Genomic DNA, 17,668 nt, shown 5'->3' with positions numbered 1-17,668 from the left:
TCGATTCGCTAACGCTATGGGGTTTATTTTTGTTAGCAAAAAAAACAGTGAGCATGTTTTATGGGGCTGTAAAAAGCATGCCTATCTCTGCAGATCAATGAGGGCAGGGGGGATGGTTAGCTTGCCCGATTCGGATATTCATTTTTAATCTGTCAGGTGATTTCATGATAATCACTTGATGTAAAAAACTACGCTAAAATAGCGAGCCGATATTGGTTTTCCTGGTTTAGTTGGTGCTTTCGTGCAGAGGCATTGGGTGTTCCCATCTATCCATCCCGATATCTTTGTAGGGGCTATGCTTGCCATGCTGGTGTATTTTGTGCCGATGTTAGGGTTTAGCATGATTAATAAAATAATTTAAAGGTCAATTTTTTTCTGACTCATTATTGTGATTTTAATAGACGTTTGCGGCTATCTTGTCGCTTCTCTCTACATAGCTATCTTCGCTAAAAATAAGTTTCTTTTTAGCCAGACGATATTATATATAGCGATCTATTTCCTTTAGACTTTAACAGCCGTATTGATCTTGTTTTTTTAAGTGTTGCTGCGATTATTATTCTTATACCTATTTTCAATAGAAGGTATGAGTGGATGAAAAAAATAATCAGGCATTGGTTGGTAAAAGGTGCATGCTGCACCCCTAAAGTTAGCTAAGGAGTAGCGCTATGAATCATGTCGTAGAATCAGACCGCACCAAGACAGTGGAAGACCTGCTGCCAGACTTAGAGCATCTGGATGCCGATGCGTTAAAGCCCTTCCCATTCCTGCCGATTTTTTTTCAAGTAAGTGGCTTGTACGAATGGAAAATGAAAGGCACGGTGAAGCCTGTTCCCTATCCCACTCGACGGCCGCTACCTATTCCCAATATTCCTAGTGTCGATGTCTCGCCCTTGGCGATTTCCACGGATGAGCCGGACGAGTTGGAGTACAATTTAGACACAGAGGCGCTGGCACTGCCGTTCTTTCCCTTTAAGCGAGAGGAGCTGCGTTTAGATACGGACGGTCGCTTTCCACAAAATACCGTTAGTGGCACCCTATTTACGCTTAACAGAGAGCGTGCCCATTGGATCGCCAGCTTAAAAAAAATTGCGACCAATCGCTGGAAGGGAAATATATGGTTCAAGGACGGTCAGGCGGCTTTGCTGCCCTACACCAATGTGGACGTGCAGGCCAAGCCAGTACTGTTTGGTACCAAAACAGTGAGGATTAAATTTTATGGCGGTGGCGCGCCTTCCTTGGTGCGCACCTTCAGTTTCAAATCGCTCTATCATCACAAAGTTGAATTTGAATACGATGTGGTAGACGGCACAAGCGCTGTAACCACCATTCACACCCATGCACACCCAAATAGGCCCGCTGGATTGGCGGCGGAAAATTTATCGATCGAAAAAGTATTCCAACGCGCTGGTTTTGACGTTTCGGTGTCACCCGGTAGTGCTGGCCTTCCCATTGCTGGCGCTGGGCCGGACCACTTGTGGACCGATATGGAAATGCACGATGCGATGCAAACTTATTGGTCTCGTTTTGCCGATAAGCCGCAATGGGCTATGTGGGTGCTGTTTGCGGCTAGGCATCAAACGGGTTCGAATCTAGGTGGCGTGATGTTCGACGATATTGGGCCCAATCACCGTCAGGGCACGGCCATGTTTAACGATTCCTTTATCGCTAATGCGCCTGCGGGTGATGCCAACCCGGCGGCCTGGGTAAATCGCATGAAATTTTGGACTGCGGTGCACGAAATGGGTCACGCCTTTAATTTGGCTCATGCTTGGCAAAAGCACATAGGCGCACCGTGGGGTTCGACTTGGATGCCATTGACCTCGGATAGCGAGTCAAGAAGTTTTATGAACTACCCTTTTCTTGTGGCGGGTGGACAAAGTGCATTTTTCTCCGATTTCGACTACCGGTTTATCGATGAGGAATTGCTTTTCATGCGTCATGCTCCAGCGCGCTTTGTGCAGATGGGAAATGAAGCTTGGTTTAGCAATCATGGTTTGCACGATGAAGATAAAGATGAATTAAATGGTAATTTACATTTAACGGTGCGGGCAAACCGGCCTCAAACGCGATTCGAGTTTATGGAGCCGGTTACGTTAGAGCTTAAATTGCACAATGTAAGCAATGAGGATCTGATTCTTGATCAGGCGCTGTTGACCGACGGTGCCCATCTCATGGTGTTGGTCAAACAGCCCAACGGCAATATAAAGCGTTGGACGCCGTTTGCGCACCATTGCCATAAGCCAGGCGTGTCTATATTGCATAGCGATAAAGCCATTTATGCCAGCTTGCCATTGTTTGCCGGTGGTGAAGGCTGGTTGTTCAGTGAGCCTGGCCGCTACGAAGTGGTTTGCATGCTGGAACATGAAGGTCTGATGGTGTTGTCTAGTCGGTTGCCAGTGAGTGTTATGCCACCGAAAAGTTATGATGAGCAAGTGTTGGCGCAAGACTATTTCGATGATGATGTGGCTCGAGCGCTTGCGTTTGGCGGCACCAATGTATTAACCCGCGCCAATGATGTTCTGCACCAACTGGTGGCGAAATTTGGCACATTACACGCGGCGACGCATGCCGCGGCTGCCTTGGTACAGCCGCAAATGATGAGCTGTGCGCTGCTCGATGTCGATAAAAAAGATAAGCTTGTGTTTAAAAAGCAAAAGGCCGATATCAAGTCTGGTTTTCAGCTAACGAAAAAGTCGTTACTGAAAAATAGCGCGGTGGTTGCTGAAACGCTGGGCCATATACGCTATCACGAAACCTTGGCGGCGATTGCGTCCGATCTCATGTTGCAAGGGGATAGGGAGAGCGCAGAGGAGTGCCGTACTAGTCTAGAATCAACGCTGACGAAACGCAAAGTAGCAGCCCATGTTATGGAAAAAGTTAAATCAGATACGCGTAAGTTATTTTCCAAACATACTTAACGCAATAGGTTGGTTGAGTGTTTTTTGGTTGACGCGGCGGGAAAAAAAGCCCCGATCAAAGATCGGGGCAAAGCTTCTTGGGCGGGAAAAAGCCCTAGGTCAAACGTTTTATTTACACGTAGACGGCGCGTTATTGATGATGGTGCTGCGTCCTTGTGAATAGCTGGAGTTGTAAGGTGTGACCCCACCTTTGCCCGCGGTAGCGAACACATAATCTGCTAAATCGCTGCCAACGGTGAAGCGATTGGCGTTGATTAAGTTTTTGGACGTGCCATCGTAACTTGCGAACATATCCGGTGTGCTACCGTAAGACGCCGTTAAATCACCGGGTGAGCCTTGCAGCTGACACGATGTGTTTGAATACCAAACCGAGCTACCAGATATTTTTAGCCCGCCTTCGCGGAAATCCCGCAGCAGGTTTTCAAGCCAGTAGTCGAGGTCGTCACCTTTGGCATTGTTGGCCGTGTTTAGGAGCATATTGTTTTCAAAGGCTATGCGCCCACCCACACGAACACTCAACACATCCTTCCGATAGCCGTAAAACACATTGTTAAACATGTGCGATTGGCCGCGCCGCATTAACGGCACACGACGCAAGGTATCCATGCTCTTGTCGGTAACCATGTCATCGTTGGTGACAAACAAGTTATTGTGGATAGTCGAGGTGATTTGCGCATTGATGGTACGGCTATCACTCGACCCGTGCAGTGCGGCACGTTTTACATCGATGAGTTTGTTGAACGATACGGTGAGATTATAGGCGCCGACTTTGACATCGAAGGCTGAGTCACCGGTGTGCTCAAAGGTGTTTTGATGAATCCAGATGTCGTGCGATTCACCGGTAGAGCGGATCATATCGGGATCGAGATTGTGATCCTCGGTATGGCCAACGCCGGCAAAACGGTTGTTGGTGATGATGACGTTATCGCTCATGTGTGTAGAGGCACCGCTAGCGTCAGAACCAATTTTGAAACCACTAAATAGGAAGTAGGCGTTGCTGCCACGGCCATCAATGGTGGTGTTGGAATTGATCATCTTTAGCTTAAGGGCATCGAGATCTGAATCGTTTAGTCGATCATTAAAGAAGGTATCTTCGCAGTTATTGCTGCTGACGCCATGATTGGTACACCACAGTGCAGGGTTTTGACATTCCGCGACACTGGCACCGCCTAGAGCAGACAATACGTCTGGGTCAGAGCAACCCAACTTGTACATGCCGATGGCTGTTTCATTGGCAAAGTCGTCTTTATCAAACACAACCCAGTTGTGGTCGGCGGAGCTGATAGCATCGAGAATTTGTTGCTCCGGCGATGTTGAACCGCCTTTGGTGATAACCACTAGCTTGCTGTTCCCCAAGGGGTTGTGGCCACCTGTTGCCTTACTGCCAAAGCCGACCGGCGTGCCGAGTGATTCCGACAAACAGGCAACAATTTCCTGATCCGTTTGCAGTTGAGAAGACTCGCGCCAATTGACCGAAGCATCGGACACCAAGCGCGCACAATCTGCATCGACATTGCTTGGTGTAGGTGTAGGTGTAGGTGTAGGTGTAGGTGTAGGTGTCGGTACTGGGGTTGGGGTTGGTGTCGGCACCGGCGTAGGTGTTGGGGTCGGCGTTGGAGTGGGTGCCGGTGTTGTTGTTTCTACGCCGACATAGGTTCTAAGTTCCGCCACCGTGGGCGTGCCATTGGCGCTTACAATATTGAGATTAATTTTATGTGTGCTTACTGCATCGAAGGCGACTAAGCCTGGGCCAGTACCCGTTGCCAAAACAGCGCCGTTGTCATTGTTTGTAAGCTCCCAATCGCCGAGGTTTCCTGCGGCACTTGCGTGTTCAACAATAACGATGGCGCCAACAGTTTTTGCACTGGACCATTTAACAGAAATGCGACCAGTTGAGCTATTGGGTGCCCAGTAGCTAGCGAGATTGTCGTCGAGTACGTTGCCGTAGCTACTGCCACTGGCCTTGCTTGAACCGTCTGCACCGGCACCGATACTTAAATTACCACCTTTAGGTGTGATAACGGGAGTTGGTGTAGGTGTTGGCGTCGGCGTTGGTGTAGGTGTGGGAGCTGGCGCTGCATTTGCGCCGACATAGGTCTCTAGTTCGGCAATGGCGGGCGCGCCATTAGCGCTTAAAATGTTGAGATCAATTTTACTTAAGTTCACCGTGTTAAAGGTGACAAGACCCGGGCCAGTACCCGTTGCTAAAACAGTGCCGTTGTCATTGTTGGTCAACTCCCAAGCGCCTAGGTTGCCTGCGGCACTTGCGTGTTCAACGATGTTGACCGCGCCCACGGTTGTGGTGCTGGGCCACTTAATGGAAATGCGTCCTGTGGCACTGCTGGGAGCCCAATAGCTGGAGAGATCGCCATCGCGCACATTGCCGTAGCTTGATCCGCTGGCTTTACTTGATCCATCTGAACCTGCGCCGATACTCAAATTGCTGCCGATCGGGCTGCCACCTGGCGTCGGTGTCGGAGATGGTGTTGGAGTCGGCGTTGGAGTCGGCGTTGGAGTAGGTGTCGGTGTCGGAGTAGGTGTCGGTGTCGGAGTAGGTGTCGGTGTCGGTGTCGGAGTAGGTGTCGGAGTAGGCGTTACCGCGCATGCACCTGCTGATTCCAGTAGACCTGTGCCCGCGCCTACGGTGTTGCGAACGATATCGGGCACGCAGGCCACTGCGTCCAATGTGTAGCTATAGGGAATACTTATTGATGTGGTTGATACGGGGTTTGGGCCGGCTGGAAACCACTTGTCGCTGTCGCTTTGCTCCCACACCACGGTGTCTTCATCGAAGTAGTTGCCGCTTAAGTCCCAGAAACCCATGTCAGTTGTATAAAAAGTGCCAATAGGGTTGTGGGCATTTTCAAAATAACTATTTTCAACTTTTATCTTGCCGCCCATACGTGGGTTTAAACCAGATTTGTTGATGCCGTCGTAATAATTGTTATAGGAGTGAGCGGTACCATGTCGTAACAACGGTAAGCGCGAGTCCATATTTTCATAAAAGTTGTGGTGGAAAGTGACGAAGGTGTTATCCGTGTCGCTATCGCTTGAGCCCATCAGGCCACCACGGCCGGAATTGCGGTAGTGGGTGTATGAAACGGTAACGTATTGGGTAGTCGCCTTCATGTCGAGCAGCGAGTCGTAGCCGTCGCTCTCTCCGCCCGAGGCTTCGAGCGTGCAGTGATCGACCCAAACGTTGAATACATCGGTTTCCATGCCGATAGCGTCGCCACCATTAGAGGTTGGTGAGCCCGACTTTTTTACATTTTTAACGTGTAAGTTTTGTAAAATAATATTTGAGGTGTTGCGTAGGTGAATGCCAATCTGATCAAAAACGGCCGAGTTTCCAACGCCGATCAGCGAGATATTACGTACGCCTTTGAATTGAATCTCTTCACCTGTGGTGTCGCAAGAACCTGAACTTTTACTGGTGTTGCCATGGTTAATGGTGCCGGTTACATAAATGGTTAGCGGTGTGTTGTCGCTTGCGCGGTTACACATGGCGGCGTTAATTTCTGCGCCGGTACTGGCGTATACCACTTGTCCACCGGCGCCGCCGGTAGTGCCACCATTAAGCGTGGCATAGCCCTCTATTGCTGCTGAGCTCTGCGTGGTCATGGCTAGGCTTGCCGATGCAATCGCTAGTGTAAGGAGTGACTTTCTCGAAAATGCGTTCATATTTTGAACCTATTATTATTGTGATCGGTCGAGACGGACCAAGCGAATACCCCTGCTTTTGCTCCGCCTCAGTGTCCACGGATTAAATTAAAAGCGGTGCTGGTCATGTACCCAAAGCTCAAATGAACCATCATGACGATTGCTCGCTCCACAGTTGCACAGTTGCTGTGAAAAAGGTGCGTTACCTCAAGCGCCTACACTCACCTACCTATTGATCTTCCAAGCTAGGTATTCCAACCTTTATTTTTTTGGTAAGACCATTGGTAAGGCCATGCTAGTGCGTTATGTCGTGACTGTAAACTTTTTAGATCTATTTGTAGGCGATTTTTATTGCGAGGCTTGTCTGCTTTTCGGAGGAAAGTGGCTGGAATTACCTTATTTATAGGCAGATTAAGGCGCTTAATATCGTCTCCTAGTTGGAGCAATCATCGGTTTTATAGCGTAAAACGGCCTCAAGCGTTTAGCGTTAAATGGCCTGTTTTCACATGAAAAGTGGTCGATTAAAGGCTTAATTAGCTCCTTTGATTCGGTCCAGAATTATCGACTTTCTGTCGAGGCTATCGATAAATAGCGTTATTTATCAGATGGTTATCGGCTTTGCCATTGGTCTTGCTTTGGCTGTCCTAGGGTACTAGGGCTAGACAATTGGCTAAGCTTGGTACCGCACCGGTCCGACTCAGGTGAGCAACATAAAAAGTCAGTGGTGCAAGCGGATGGAAAAAAGCGGGTGAACAGCGCTTGAATTGGTAAAGCCAATATGGTTATTATGGCAGTCCAAAGTGGTAAGCTCGTGCCGAGTGGCTGGCGCAGGCTGAAGACAATAAAAATGTTCACGAGGACACGCAATGAATACCAGGCTCCCGACCGCGGCATCTCTGATCCTGCTCACTTGTTTAACCGCCTGCGGTGGCGGCAGTGGCAGTGATCATCAAAGCGAGGGCGACGTGTTGCCCGTACCGCCACCCAGTACTGGTGGCGGCGATAACGGCGGCGAAGTGCCAGTCCCCCCTATTATTCTGAGCGAAAACTTCGGCGACGGTCTGTTCGTTGGTTTCGACGAAGCCGATACCATCAGTTTCTTCAGTAGCGATTACAAAGCCCTCAGCACCGACAACCCTGACGACAGCCAGCCGTCGCTCTACTATCCCACCTGTTGTTTCTTTGAAGGTGACGACCCAACGCTGGGCACGGCGGTCAATCTGGAGCAGCTGGGCATTGTGAGCGACGCCGGCAACCCGTCTTTGTTGCTCAATACCGGTCGCTTCAGTCTGGGCCAAACCCGGCCCGATATCGATGCCACCGACCCCAAAAAAGATAGCACCAGCGGCGATGTCACCGGCACCTGGGGCGAGCTGAACCTGAGCACTGACTACCGCATTTCCTTCTGCGTCAAAGAAGCCAGCGGCAGTCGCAATATGCAGGTGTTTGTAGACAACAACAGCTCTAGCGAAAGCAAATCCTACTGGGGCGGCGGCAGCGCCGGTTCGCGCATTTTCAACGTGCCGGTGAGCCAACTGGTGGCCGGCAAGCGGGTAGAAATCAACGTGCCCGGCAATGTTACTCTCGAGCCCGGTGCTACGCCGGTAGATATTCGCCCGGTGCTGGTGGGCAATGCCACGTCCTTCCTGCAGTTGCGGGTCGAGGGCGGCAGCACGGTTATCATCGATGACCTATTAGTCGAACCGCAGACTGAAAATGGCCAGGCCGATCTGCCGACCTGTGGCGTGTTTGCCCCAGCCACCGCGCCCGCGGTGCCGGATGCACCCACACTTAATGCCGGCGACGGGCAGATTACCGTCAGTTGGAGCACCGGTGTGGGCGTGGGCAGTTACGATCTAGCTTGGGGGACCAGCAATGACGTCAGTGCCGCCACCCAGATGCTCGACGTCAGCTCGCCGGTACTGCTGGAAAGTCTAGCCAACGGCACCGAATACTTTACCTTTCTGCGCGCCAACAATTCGGCCGGCAGCAGCGACTGGAGCGCGGCCGCCTCGGCCACGCCGGTGGCACCGCTCGGCTGCGTGGTGACTAGCCCCGGTGACATCACCGGCAGTATCGCTTGGAGCGTGTACGACGGCTGCATCAGCCCAGAAAGCAGCGGCGCACTGGTGCTGAAAGCCAATAGCACTGGCAGCCTAACTTACGCCGACACCGACATCCTGTTCAGCGCCAACAACGACGGCACTGCAACACTGGATACCAGCGCGGATAGTGGCGCCCGCAGCAAGGGCGACATCACCGGCGTGGTGGCCGATGCCGACGGTTATCCGCAGTATTTCACGCTGCTGGCGCGCGTCGATGTATCGGCCAGCCCGGCCCGTGGCCTGGAACTGGAAACCGCGTTTGCCGCGCCCAGCGATGCGCGCGTGAAAGTACTGCTAAGGCCCGACCAAGGTGCCGATGGCCGCTTTCAGTTGGAACGCTTTCAGGATGGCTCGGCCAACGCTGAAGCCGACCTGACTATGGCCGACGACTACCACATCTACCAGATCAACTACATCGTCACGGACCCAACTGACGTCAGTGTGGTGGACGGCAAAAATATCAGCGCTAGCGTCTACCGCGACGGCATCAATATTTCTGAGCAACTCAGCGGCGCCATGCTGGGCGATCTAGCGGTGTTGGGCACCGGTCGCAGCGGTGGCGGTGGCGCCAACCGGTTGCGCATTGGTGAGGATGCCTCTAGCAGCTATTTCGCCAAGGTGGACTGGTTGTTGTGGTCCAACGATGCGGCAGTGGCGGCCATGAGCGCGGACGACCTGGTGGGCGAGCTGCCAGCCAGCATCGGCGAGCTGGGCTTTTATGCAGGCGCTGGCGCACCGGCGGCGATCTTGAGTGAAAGCTTTGATGCCGCCACCGATGGCGACGGCAGCAGCAGTGACTTTTTTACGGCGGCCTACAAGAGCATTAGCGGTGACGCCGGCAAGGCCTTCTACAACGTCACCGGCAGCGGTTCGCGCATCACTCTGGCTGGCGGCCAGCTGAGTATCAACAATGCGCGTTTTAGCCTTGGCGACAGCAATCCGGGCGCGGCCACAAGTGCCGGCTCAGTGCCTCAGGGCGACTTGGATTTAAGTCAGCCTTACGTGATCAGCTTTGATGTGACGGCTAATGGAAACGACGGTACCAGCACTGGCAAATGCCAGGTCTATGTGGATAACAACACCTCTAGCTCGTCCAGCTCGCAGCACGGCGGCAGCTCAAAAATATTTGAGAAAACCGTGGCCACGATAACCGACGACGATAGCGCTACCGGTACTGTGTCTATCGCCAGCAGCGTGGGCACCGCCATGTCCTTCATACAGCTGCGCTGCGACAGCGGCGTCACGGCGCCCATCACGATCGACAATTTTAAAGTCGAGCTCCAGTAATAAAGCGCGCGGCTCGGCCGCGCCAACAATAATTCCAGAGGTGAACAGAGCATCATGAAAATCCTGAATACATCCATGAAATTACTGCCGTTGGCGGTGGCGTTAATCAGCGCCCAGGCAATGGCGCAGCAAAGCGAAGACATGGCCGGCCAAGGCCTAGAGGAAGTGGTGGTAGAAGGCGTGCGCGCGGCCGACGAAAATGCCCGCGAAGCCGAACGAAATAAAGACAACTTCAGTTCCGTGGTGACCCAGGATGACGCCGGTAACTTCTCCGCCCAGAACGTGGCGGAATTGTTGCAGCGCATGCCCGGCATCACCCTGCAGCGGGGCGAGGGCGAGGGCAAGTTTGTCAGCCTGCGCGGCCTAGGCCCAGGTATGGTGAGCGTGCAGATGGACGGCGGTTCGCTGGCCAATGCTGGCGGCGGCAGTAGCGGCGACTTGGAAGATCGCGCCTTTTCCCTAGATAGCTTACCCTCTGACGTACTGCAGTCCATCGAGGTGAACAAATCCCTGACCCCGGACATGAATCTGGATGCCATCGGCGGCATGATCAACGTCAGGACCCTGTCGGCGCTCGATCGCGGCAAGGACAGTTTCAAGCTAACGCTGCAGGATTATTACAGTGAACAGGCCGAGGACCACTCGCCTAAAATCACCGTGCAGGGTACCAACCTGTTCATGGATAACACCCTTGGCTTGGCCTATACCGCCTCCTGGGAAAATCGCATCACTCAGGGCTACCAAACCAAACACCACGACACCACCCTGCCGGTGTATGGCGATGATGGCCAGAACCGCATTCTGATTCCTTGGGAATTTACTAACTTCCAGGAAAACGCCGAGCGCGAACGGGTTACCGGTTTGCTGAACCTGGAATACCAACCCGACGCCGACAACCGCTACCATGTCCGGTTAAACCACACCAGTTACGCCGATGACGATATCGCCCTGCGCGAATACTATCGCTACAACCTGGATAGCAGCACCAGCAAGCTTTACCTAGACGAAGACCAACAGACCTTTGGTCTGGACAGTGTCGACCTGCAACAGCAGTACTTTATCCAGCAATCCGAAGTCACTACCAACACCTTCACTATCGGCGGTGAAAACAGTTTGGCCGATGGTTGGTGGGTGGACTATGACCTAGTGATGTCGCGCAGCGAAGATGAAAAACCTGATGGTCGGCGCGTGCAGTTCCGATTGCGCGAGCTGTCTTCGTTGGGCCAGTACGGCGACGATTTCATCAACGGCCAGATTATTTCCGGTACCCAGCTGACTGAGTTAATCGACACCGGCAGCATTAGCACCGGCGCTATTTCGAACCCCAACGGCTACCAGTATGGCCAGGCCATGCAGCCCAATCTGGGTTACGACAACCTGTTTTTGGAGCAGAGTCTGCGCGAAGATGCGGTGGATCAGCTCACCTTGAATCTGCGCCGCGACTGGACCGACGGCGGCTTGCTTAACTACGTTAAATTCGGGATCCGCGGGCAGCAGCGCAACCGCAGCAGCGACCGCAACCGCGCCAGCATTGTACCGGGTGATCGCGCCGTAGCCGGTTGTAACGGCGACCTAGAGTGTGTGGCACTGGCCGGTGCTCGACTGAGCGAGTTCGACACCTACCGGCCGGAAAATGCCGACTTCGACCACTTCATTATTACCCGGTCGGAAGCGGAGCGGTTGATTGCCAGCACCCGCGCCATCGGTGATAACTACGACTCGGACGAAAATGAAATTGACTCCGTCAGGCTGGATTACGAGCTCAACGAAGACTCGGCAGCTGCCTACCTGATGGCAGAATTTCAGGTCACCGATGGTGGCACCTTGATTGCCGGCGCCCGCTACGAGCGCACCTGGTTTGATTCCACCGGCTACATGGCCATGCGCAACGACCGCAACGAGGATTCTCAAGGGCTGGAGTCGCTCGACATCGCCTTGCTCTTAGATGATGTCAAAAACCAATACAGCAATTTCCTGCCAGCGTTGCACTACCGGCACGAATTGAGCGATAAGCTTCTGGCGCGCGCGGCTATCTGGACCAGTTTCAGCCGGCCGGATTTCGGCAAGAGTCGCGCCTACTTTGAAATCACTGATCGGGTTGAACTGTGCAATACAGATCCGGCTTACACCGGCACCGTGATCTGTAACGATGACCCGAACCAGATAGGTTCCACCAACGGCGACGTGGATTATCAGGCCGAATGGTTTGTGCTGTCGGCCAACAATGCGGTCAGTATTGGCAACCCGTCACTGGAGCCCATGAAGGCCACCAACATCGACCTGTCTCTGTCTTGGTATGGCGACGACACCTTCCTGCAGGCTGCGCTGTTCTATAAAGACATCAAGGACTTTATTGTGGATGCCAACGGCGTCGACCTGAACATTGGCACCGACTTGCCCTTTGAATTGCCGCTCGATCAGGTGACCCAATTCACCATTCTGCCCGATACCACGCTCACCAATGTACGCACCTTCTTAAACGGTGAGTCGGCCCATGTGTACGGCGCCGAGCTGAGCTACACCCAGTACCTAGACGGTCGCTGGGAAGATCACGCCGTGGGGCGCTGGCTCGACAACCTGTTCCTGCAAGCCAACCTGACCTTGCAGGACAGCGAGGGCGACGTGGGTGACACAGTGCGGGTGGACAGCATCCGCCTGCCGGAAACCGCCAACACCGCCGGTAACCTAACTTTGGGCTGGGAAAACGACACAGTGTCGGCGCGCCTGATTGCCAACTACACCGGCGACATTCTCAAGCGTATAGGCGCCTGTACGGCCGACGATCTGGCCGCTGATGCGGGCTTGGGTTACACCCAGAACTGCCAGGCTTGGGCCGACGTGTATCAGGCGGCGAGCACCACCCTTGATTTCAAGGCCACGTGGAAAGTCGCCCAGGGCGTCAGGATTTACTTTGATGCCATCAATCTGACGGGAGCCAGGGACAGCTACTACTTCGAAGGCGATCCGGATGCCGGCGGCAGAATGTTGTTCAACATCGAGCAATACGGCCGCGGCTACCAGATTGGCGCCAACCTGGATTTCTAATCGGACCTGAAGCCCATTATTTCCCCATCAACAAGAAAGCCCGGCAATGAGTCGGGCTTTCTAACCGGAGATATTTCATGCGTGAATCCAGGATTGCGCGCCCCATTGCCCTTGCGTTGCTGTTAGGCCTGGGCGTTACCGCCTGCGGCGGCGGCGGCTCGGGTTCTGGTGACCAGACCGCGACACCAACGCCTACATCGACACCAACACCAACACCAACACCAACACCAACACCAACACCCATCACATTGACCGACGGCGGTTTTGCCGGTTTCAATTACGACCTGACCGGCGGCGCCTATGGTTTGGTGTATACCGTCAATAATGGTTTGGATTTACAAGCAAAATTAGACGAGGCAAAGGCGGCAGGCCAACCCATTACCCTCTATATCGACGGCGTCATTACGCCGTTTAATAATGGCGGCACAAATCTCGATATTGCGATTAAAGACATGAACAATGTCTCGCTCATCGGCGTGGGGGCTAAGGGTGAATTCGACGGTATCGGTTTAATTATTCGCCGCGCCAATAACATTATCGTGCAGAACCTCACCTTTCACGAAGCCTGGCCGGGCCAAGAGCGCGATGCTATTGGTATCGAAGGCGATGACGATGGCAGCACAACTAGCCATATTTGGATTGATCATTGCGAATTGTATAATTCGCTCAATGTGGATAAAGATTATTACGATGGTTTGATTGATACTAAAAATGGCGCGAAATTAGTCACCATTTCTAATAATTATTTACATGATGCGTGGAAAACCTCACTGCATGGGCATACGGAAAATGACACCAACCCCGACACCGATCGCCTAGTGACCTTTCATCACAACCGGTTTGAAAATTTATCGGCTCGCGTTCCGCTTTATCGTCATGGCAAAGGCCATGTATACAACAACTATTTTAACAATATTGACTCGTCAGCAGTGAATACCCGGCAGGGTGCCGAAATGTTGATTGAGAATAATATTTTTGAAAACACTCATAACCCAATCGTGTCTTTCTATTCGCCTATGGTGGGCTACTGGCATATCGCCGGCAACGTGATGGGCAATGGCGTCACCTGGTCGTCTAACAATGGCACCGATATTACCGCGCAAAGTGGTAATTCGACATCCAGCTATACGGTGCCTTATACCTATAACCTCGATGCGGTTGAAAATTTAAAAGCGAAAATCATTGCCAATGCCGGTGTGGGGAAAATTGACCAATCACAACTGGATATTCCTGCACCTGTGACGCCGAGTGATGAGGTGCCGGTACCTGAAGAGGTTATCATCGAGGACGTGGCTCTGCCTTACGGTGAAAACTTTGCACCCGATACGGCGACTTTTTTTAGCAACAGCTATCGAGATGTATCGGGTGGACCGGGTGCGGGTGTCGCGATGAATTATAAAGTCACCGGCACGGCAACGCTTGCTAGCGGCGCGCTCAGTTTAACCGGTGCGCGGGTCAGTATTGGCAATACAACCCCTGGCGTAAGCACCAGCGCGGGTGATACGGCGACAACCGGCGTGTTCGATTTGTCGGCGGCCTACACGGTGAGTTTTACAGTGGTAAATGTTGCCGGCGATATGACAAAAAAGTTTCAGCTCTTTGTCGATAACAACACGGCCTCGAGTAGTCAGTCTATTTGGGGTGGCGCTTCGCGTTTTCACGACATTGCGCTAGGCGATCTAGTGGCGGGGCAAACTTACGTGATTAACGGAAAGTTGGCTTCTAGCACATCGTTTATTACTTTGCGCACTGAAGGCAGCGGTACCATTCAACTTGATGACTTTTTGATTGAATTGGCGCCTTAAGTTTTGAAGCTAGCGGCGTTGGTTTCAAAACGCCTCCGCGGCGATAACGCAGCGGGCAATAATTCGGCGCGCTTCATTAGGCTACGAGTTTTGTGGCATGTTTAGGCCGAGAGATGACCTATGGGGGTGACCGTATGCGGTCTAAGGCGCGCGCAAGAATATTGTCTTGTGTGTTAATGATGTTGGTGCTGGGTCTTTGGGCGAGCACCGATGATTTTCAATCTGACTTTGCAGTGGCTGCAGTAGAAGATGGTGTTCATGTCGCCTCATCTAAAATTGTGGGGCATGCGCCTAACGACAGGGATCAGCCCTATGCCAATGCGCTGGATCAGTAATTCAATCGTTGCTTTTAGCTTGGCACTGCTCGCAATGGCTGCCAAGGCAGAATATAGCGTGCATTCAACCTTGGAAAAAATTCAAGCGCGCTTTCCCCAGGCCACGCCCTATGTGGTGTCTCCTGGTGTCGTGCAAAAAAGTTATCGGACCTATAGCGAAAGCTATCAACTTGGCATGGATGTTTACCGTTTGCCGGATCAGCACCTTAGGCCTGCGATATTGTTGGTGCACGGTGGCGGCTGGAATTCGGGTGAGCGCAGACTTTGGCAGCCAATTGCCTACGCGCTTGCTCAGCGTGGTTATGTTGCGATGACGGTGTCTTATCGATTGTCGCCGCAGGCGCGCTATCCCGCAGCAGGGAATGATTTAATTGCCGCGCTTGAATCTATCCGAGCAAGCGCCGCAGAACTGGGTATAAATACCCGCGCGCTATTTATCGCGGGCGGTTCTGCTGGTGGGCAGTTGGCGGCATTGGTTGGGTTGCAGTGGCCGGTGCAGGGCATTATCAATGTCGATGGTCTATCGGATTTTACGACGCCGCTAGCGCTAGCCTTTGAAAACGATCCCGCGCGCGACGTCACCGCGGCCAGCGCTTGGCTCGGTGGTCGCTATGAAGCGATTCCTGAAATATGGCGCCAAGCGTCGCCTATTAACGCTGTGCATAAACATGCGCCGCCCATGTTGTTTATTACCGGCGGCGAGCCAAGGTTCAGCGCCGGCGTGGAGGCAATGCAAGCTAAGCTCACGGCCTTGGGGGTGGTTAATCGTCGGCATGAGTTCAAACAAGCGCCGCACAGTTTTTGGCTATTTGAGCCTTGGGCCAGCGAAACTGTCGCGGTTATCGAACAATTTTTACAAGCCCGGTTGTCGGCATTGGCTGTGTCTATGCCGGATGACGAGCGCTAATTTTTAACGCAAAAAGCAGTTAGTGGAACTATGAAAATTTTCTTAACAATTGTGCTGTCGTGTACATGGGTTTATCCCTGCGTTGCGCAGCCTGAGCAAGACATAAGCGCGCAGTGGCAGGCCTACTTCGAACTCTCCAGCACATTAAAGCGCAAAGATCAAAAAACGCTAGCCAAAGAACTAGAGCACAATAGAAAAGCAGCTAAACCACCGAAGGCTGAGCGTTTTGGCTTTGACGCGGAATTGCCCGAAGCGGCATTCAAGACAGCGGAAGGCAAAGCCATTGCCGATATTATTCTCAGTTTTCAAACGCCCTCCGGTGGTTGGTCCAAGCGCGTCGACATGGGGCAGCGCCCCAGACGCAGGGGCGAGGCATGGGGTGCGGAAAAAAGTTATCAACCTACCTTTGATAATTACGCCACTACAACACAAATGCGTGTGTTGGCAAAAGCGTTTAGTGCAACGGGCGATGAAAGATACGCGACCAGTTTTAAGCGCGGGCTTGATCTTGTTATCAACGCGCAAATGCCTCAGGGTTGTTGGCCGCAAAGCTTTCCTTTGGATGGCGGTTATCACAACCACATCACCTATAACGACAAATCCATGGTCAATATTCTTGAGCTGTTGTTGTCGGTCGCGCAGCGCGACTACCCATGGTTGGCGCAGGAAAAGCAAGAACTCGCCCAAGCAGCGCTGCTGAAGGGCGTCAACTGTATTTTAATGACGCAATATTTTTTCGAACCCAGTAAAACATTTTTGGGATGGGGCGCGCAGCACGATGCATTCAGTTTACAGCCGGCGCAGGCTAGAGCCTATGAGATGCCGGCTTTGTCATCTCAGGAGAGCGCTGAAATTATGCTGTTCTTAATGGCGTTGCCGTCGCCCCCTGCGGTCGTTGTACAGGCCGTCACTGATGCCGCCACTTGGCTGGAAGCAAAGCGCATCGTCGGTAAGCGTTACGATAGGCAGTTAGGCAAGCTGGTGGACGACGAACAAGCCAAACCCCTGTGGTCGCGTTTCTACAGTTTGACCACTGGAGAACCTATTTTTGGCGATCGCGATGGCCAAGTTTACGATCGAGTCGAGCGCATTAGTTTGGAGCGAAGGCAGGGCTATGCTTGGTATTCTACCGGCGCAAGCAAGGCCTTGACCAAATTCCAGCAATGGAAGACCGCACACATTCAAACGCCGGAGTCAGGTGCTAGCTCACCGAGTTCATGATGAAAATAGAACATTTTGCCTTCAATGTGCTAGACCCAATCGCCATCGCGGCTTGGTACTGTGAGCATTTGGGTTTTACCGTAAAACATAAATTTACACAGGCGCCACACACGCATTTTTTAGCCGATAGCTCGGGCCAGGTGATGATTGAAATTTATTGTAACCCAGCTGATCAGGTGCCCGACTACCAAGCAATGGACCCACTGCTGGTTCATCTGGCCTTTGTTTCTGCTGATCCGGAGGCGGATGCAAAACGTTTGATTGGCGCCGGCGCGCGCGAAGTGGACGACGTAAAGCTCAAAGATGGATCGCATTTAAAAATGTTGAAAGATCCCTGGGGTTTTTCAATTCAATTATGTCGCCGTGGCAGGCCCATGCTTTAATG

9 protein-coding genes are annotated in these 17,668 nt (G+C 52.5%); 8 read left to right on the top strand and 1 reads right to left on the bottom strand.

Features of this window, described 5'->3' with window-relative positions; all coding sequences use genetic code 11:
* Positions 1 to 665: 665 nt before the first annotated feature.
* Complete coding sequence (locus tag ACGHTT_RS16970) at positions 666 to 2,918, top strand: hypothetical protein (protein WP_390592158.1); 2,253 nt, start codon at positions 666 to 668, stop codon at positions 2,916 to 2,918.
* Positions 2,919 to 3,026: 108 nt separating this feature from the next.
* On the opposite strand, the gene ACGHTT_RS16965 is transcribed toward ACGHTT_RS16970, so the two are convergent.
* The gene (locus tag ACGHTT_RS16965) at positions 3,027 to 6,599 is read right to left on the bottom strand and encodes a pectate trisaccharide-lyase (protein ID WP_390592157.1); all 3,573 of its coding nucleotides are present in this window, start codon (positions 6,597 to 6,599) and stop codon (positions 3,027 to 3,029) included.
* A gap of 845 nt (positions 6,600 to 7,444) precedes the next feature.
* On the opposite strand from ACGHTT_RS16965, the gene ACGHTT_RS16960 reads away from it, so the two are divergent.
* The 7 genes from ACGHTT_RS16960 to ACGHTT_RS16930 all read left to right on the top strand — a co-directional run bounded on the left by ACGHTT_RS16960 (position 7,445) and on the right by ACGHTT_RS16930 (position 17,666).
* A complete protein-coding gene (locus tag ACGHTT_RS16960; RefSeq protein WP_390592156.1) occupies positions 7,445 to 9,970 on the top strand; it encodes a hypothetical protein in 2,526 nt (841 codons plus the stop codon).
* Between the two features lie 54 nt (positions 9,971 to 10,024).
* Complete coding sequence (locus tag ACGHTT_RS16955; RefSeq protein WP_390592155.1) at positions 10,025 to 13,015, top strand: TonB-dependent receptor; 2,991 nt, start codon at positions 10,025 to 10,027, stop codon at positions 13,013 to 13,015.
* Between the two features lie 77 nt (positions 13,016 to 13,092).
* A complete protein-coding gene (locus tag ACGHTT_RS16950) occupies positions 13,093 to 14,820 on the top strand; it encodes a polysaccharide lyase family 1 protein (RefSeq protein ID WP_390592154.1) in 1,728 nt (575 codons plus the stop codon).
* Between the two features lie 134 nt (positions 14,821 to 14,954).
* Complete coding sequence (locus ACGHTT_RS16945; protein ID WP_390592153.1) at positions 14,955 to 15,155, top strand: hypothetical protein; 201 nt, start codon at positions 14,955 to 14,957, stop codon at positions 15,153 to 15,155.
* On the top strand, positions 15,133 to 16,062 hold the full coding sequence (locus ACGHTT_RS16940) for an alpha/beta hydrolase (protein WP_390592152.1): 930 nt from the start codon (positions 15,133 to 15,135) through the stop codon (positions 16,060 to 16,062). Before ACGHTT_RS16945 ends, ACGHTT_RS16940 begins: the two co-directional genes overlap by 23 nt.
* Positions 16,063 to 16,092: 30 nt before the next feature.
* Entirely contained in the window at positions 16,093 to 17,283 is a 1,191-nt protein-coding gene (gene pelA, locus ACGHTT_RS16935) for a pectate lyase (RefSeq protein WP_390592151.1), read from the top strand.
* Positions 17,280 to 17,666: a VOC family protein gene (locus ACGHTT_RS16930; RefSeq protein ID WP_390592150.1), complete on the top strand. Its 387-nt coding sequence runs from the start codon at positions 17,280 to 17,282 to the stop codon at positions 17,664 to 17,666. The genes pelA and ACGHTT_RS16930 overlap by 4 nt, the downstream gene beginning before the upstream one ends.
* Positions 17,667 to 17,668 lie beyond the last annotated feature (2 nt).

The organism is Simiduia litorea (assembly GCF_042853465.1).
Taxonomy (GTDB): Bacteria; Pseudomonadota; Gammaproteobacteria; order Pseudomonadales; family Cellvibrionaceae; genus Simiduia; species Simiduia litorea.
This window is presented reverse-complemented; position numbering and strand designations above follow the sequence as displayed.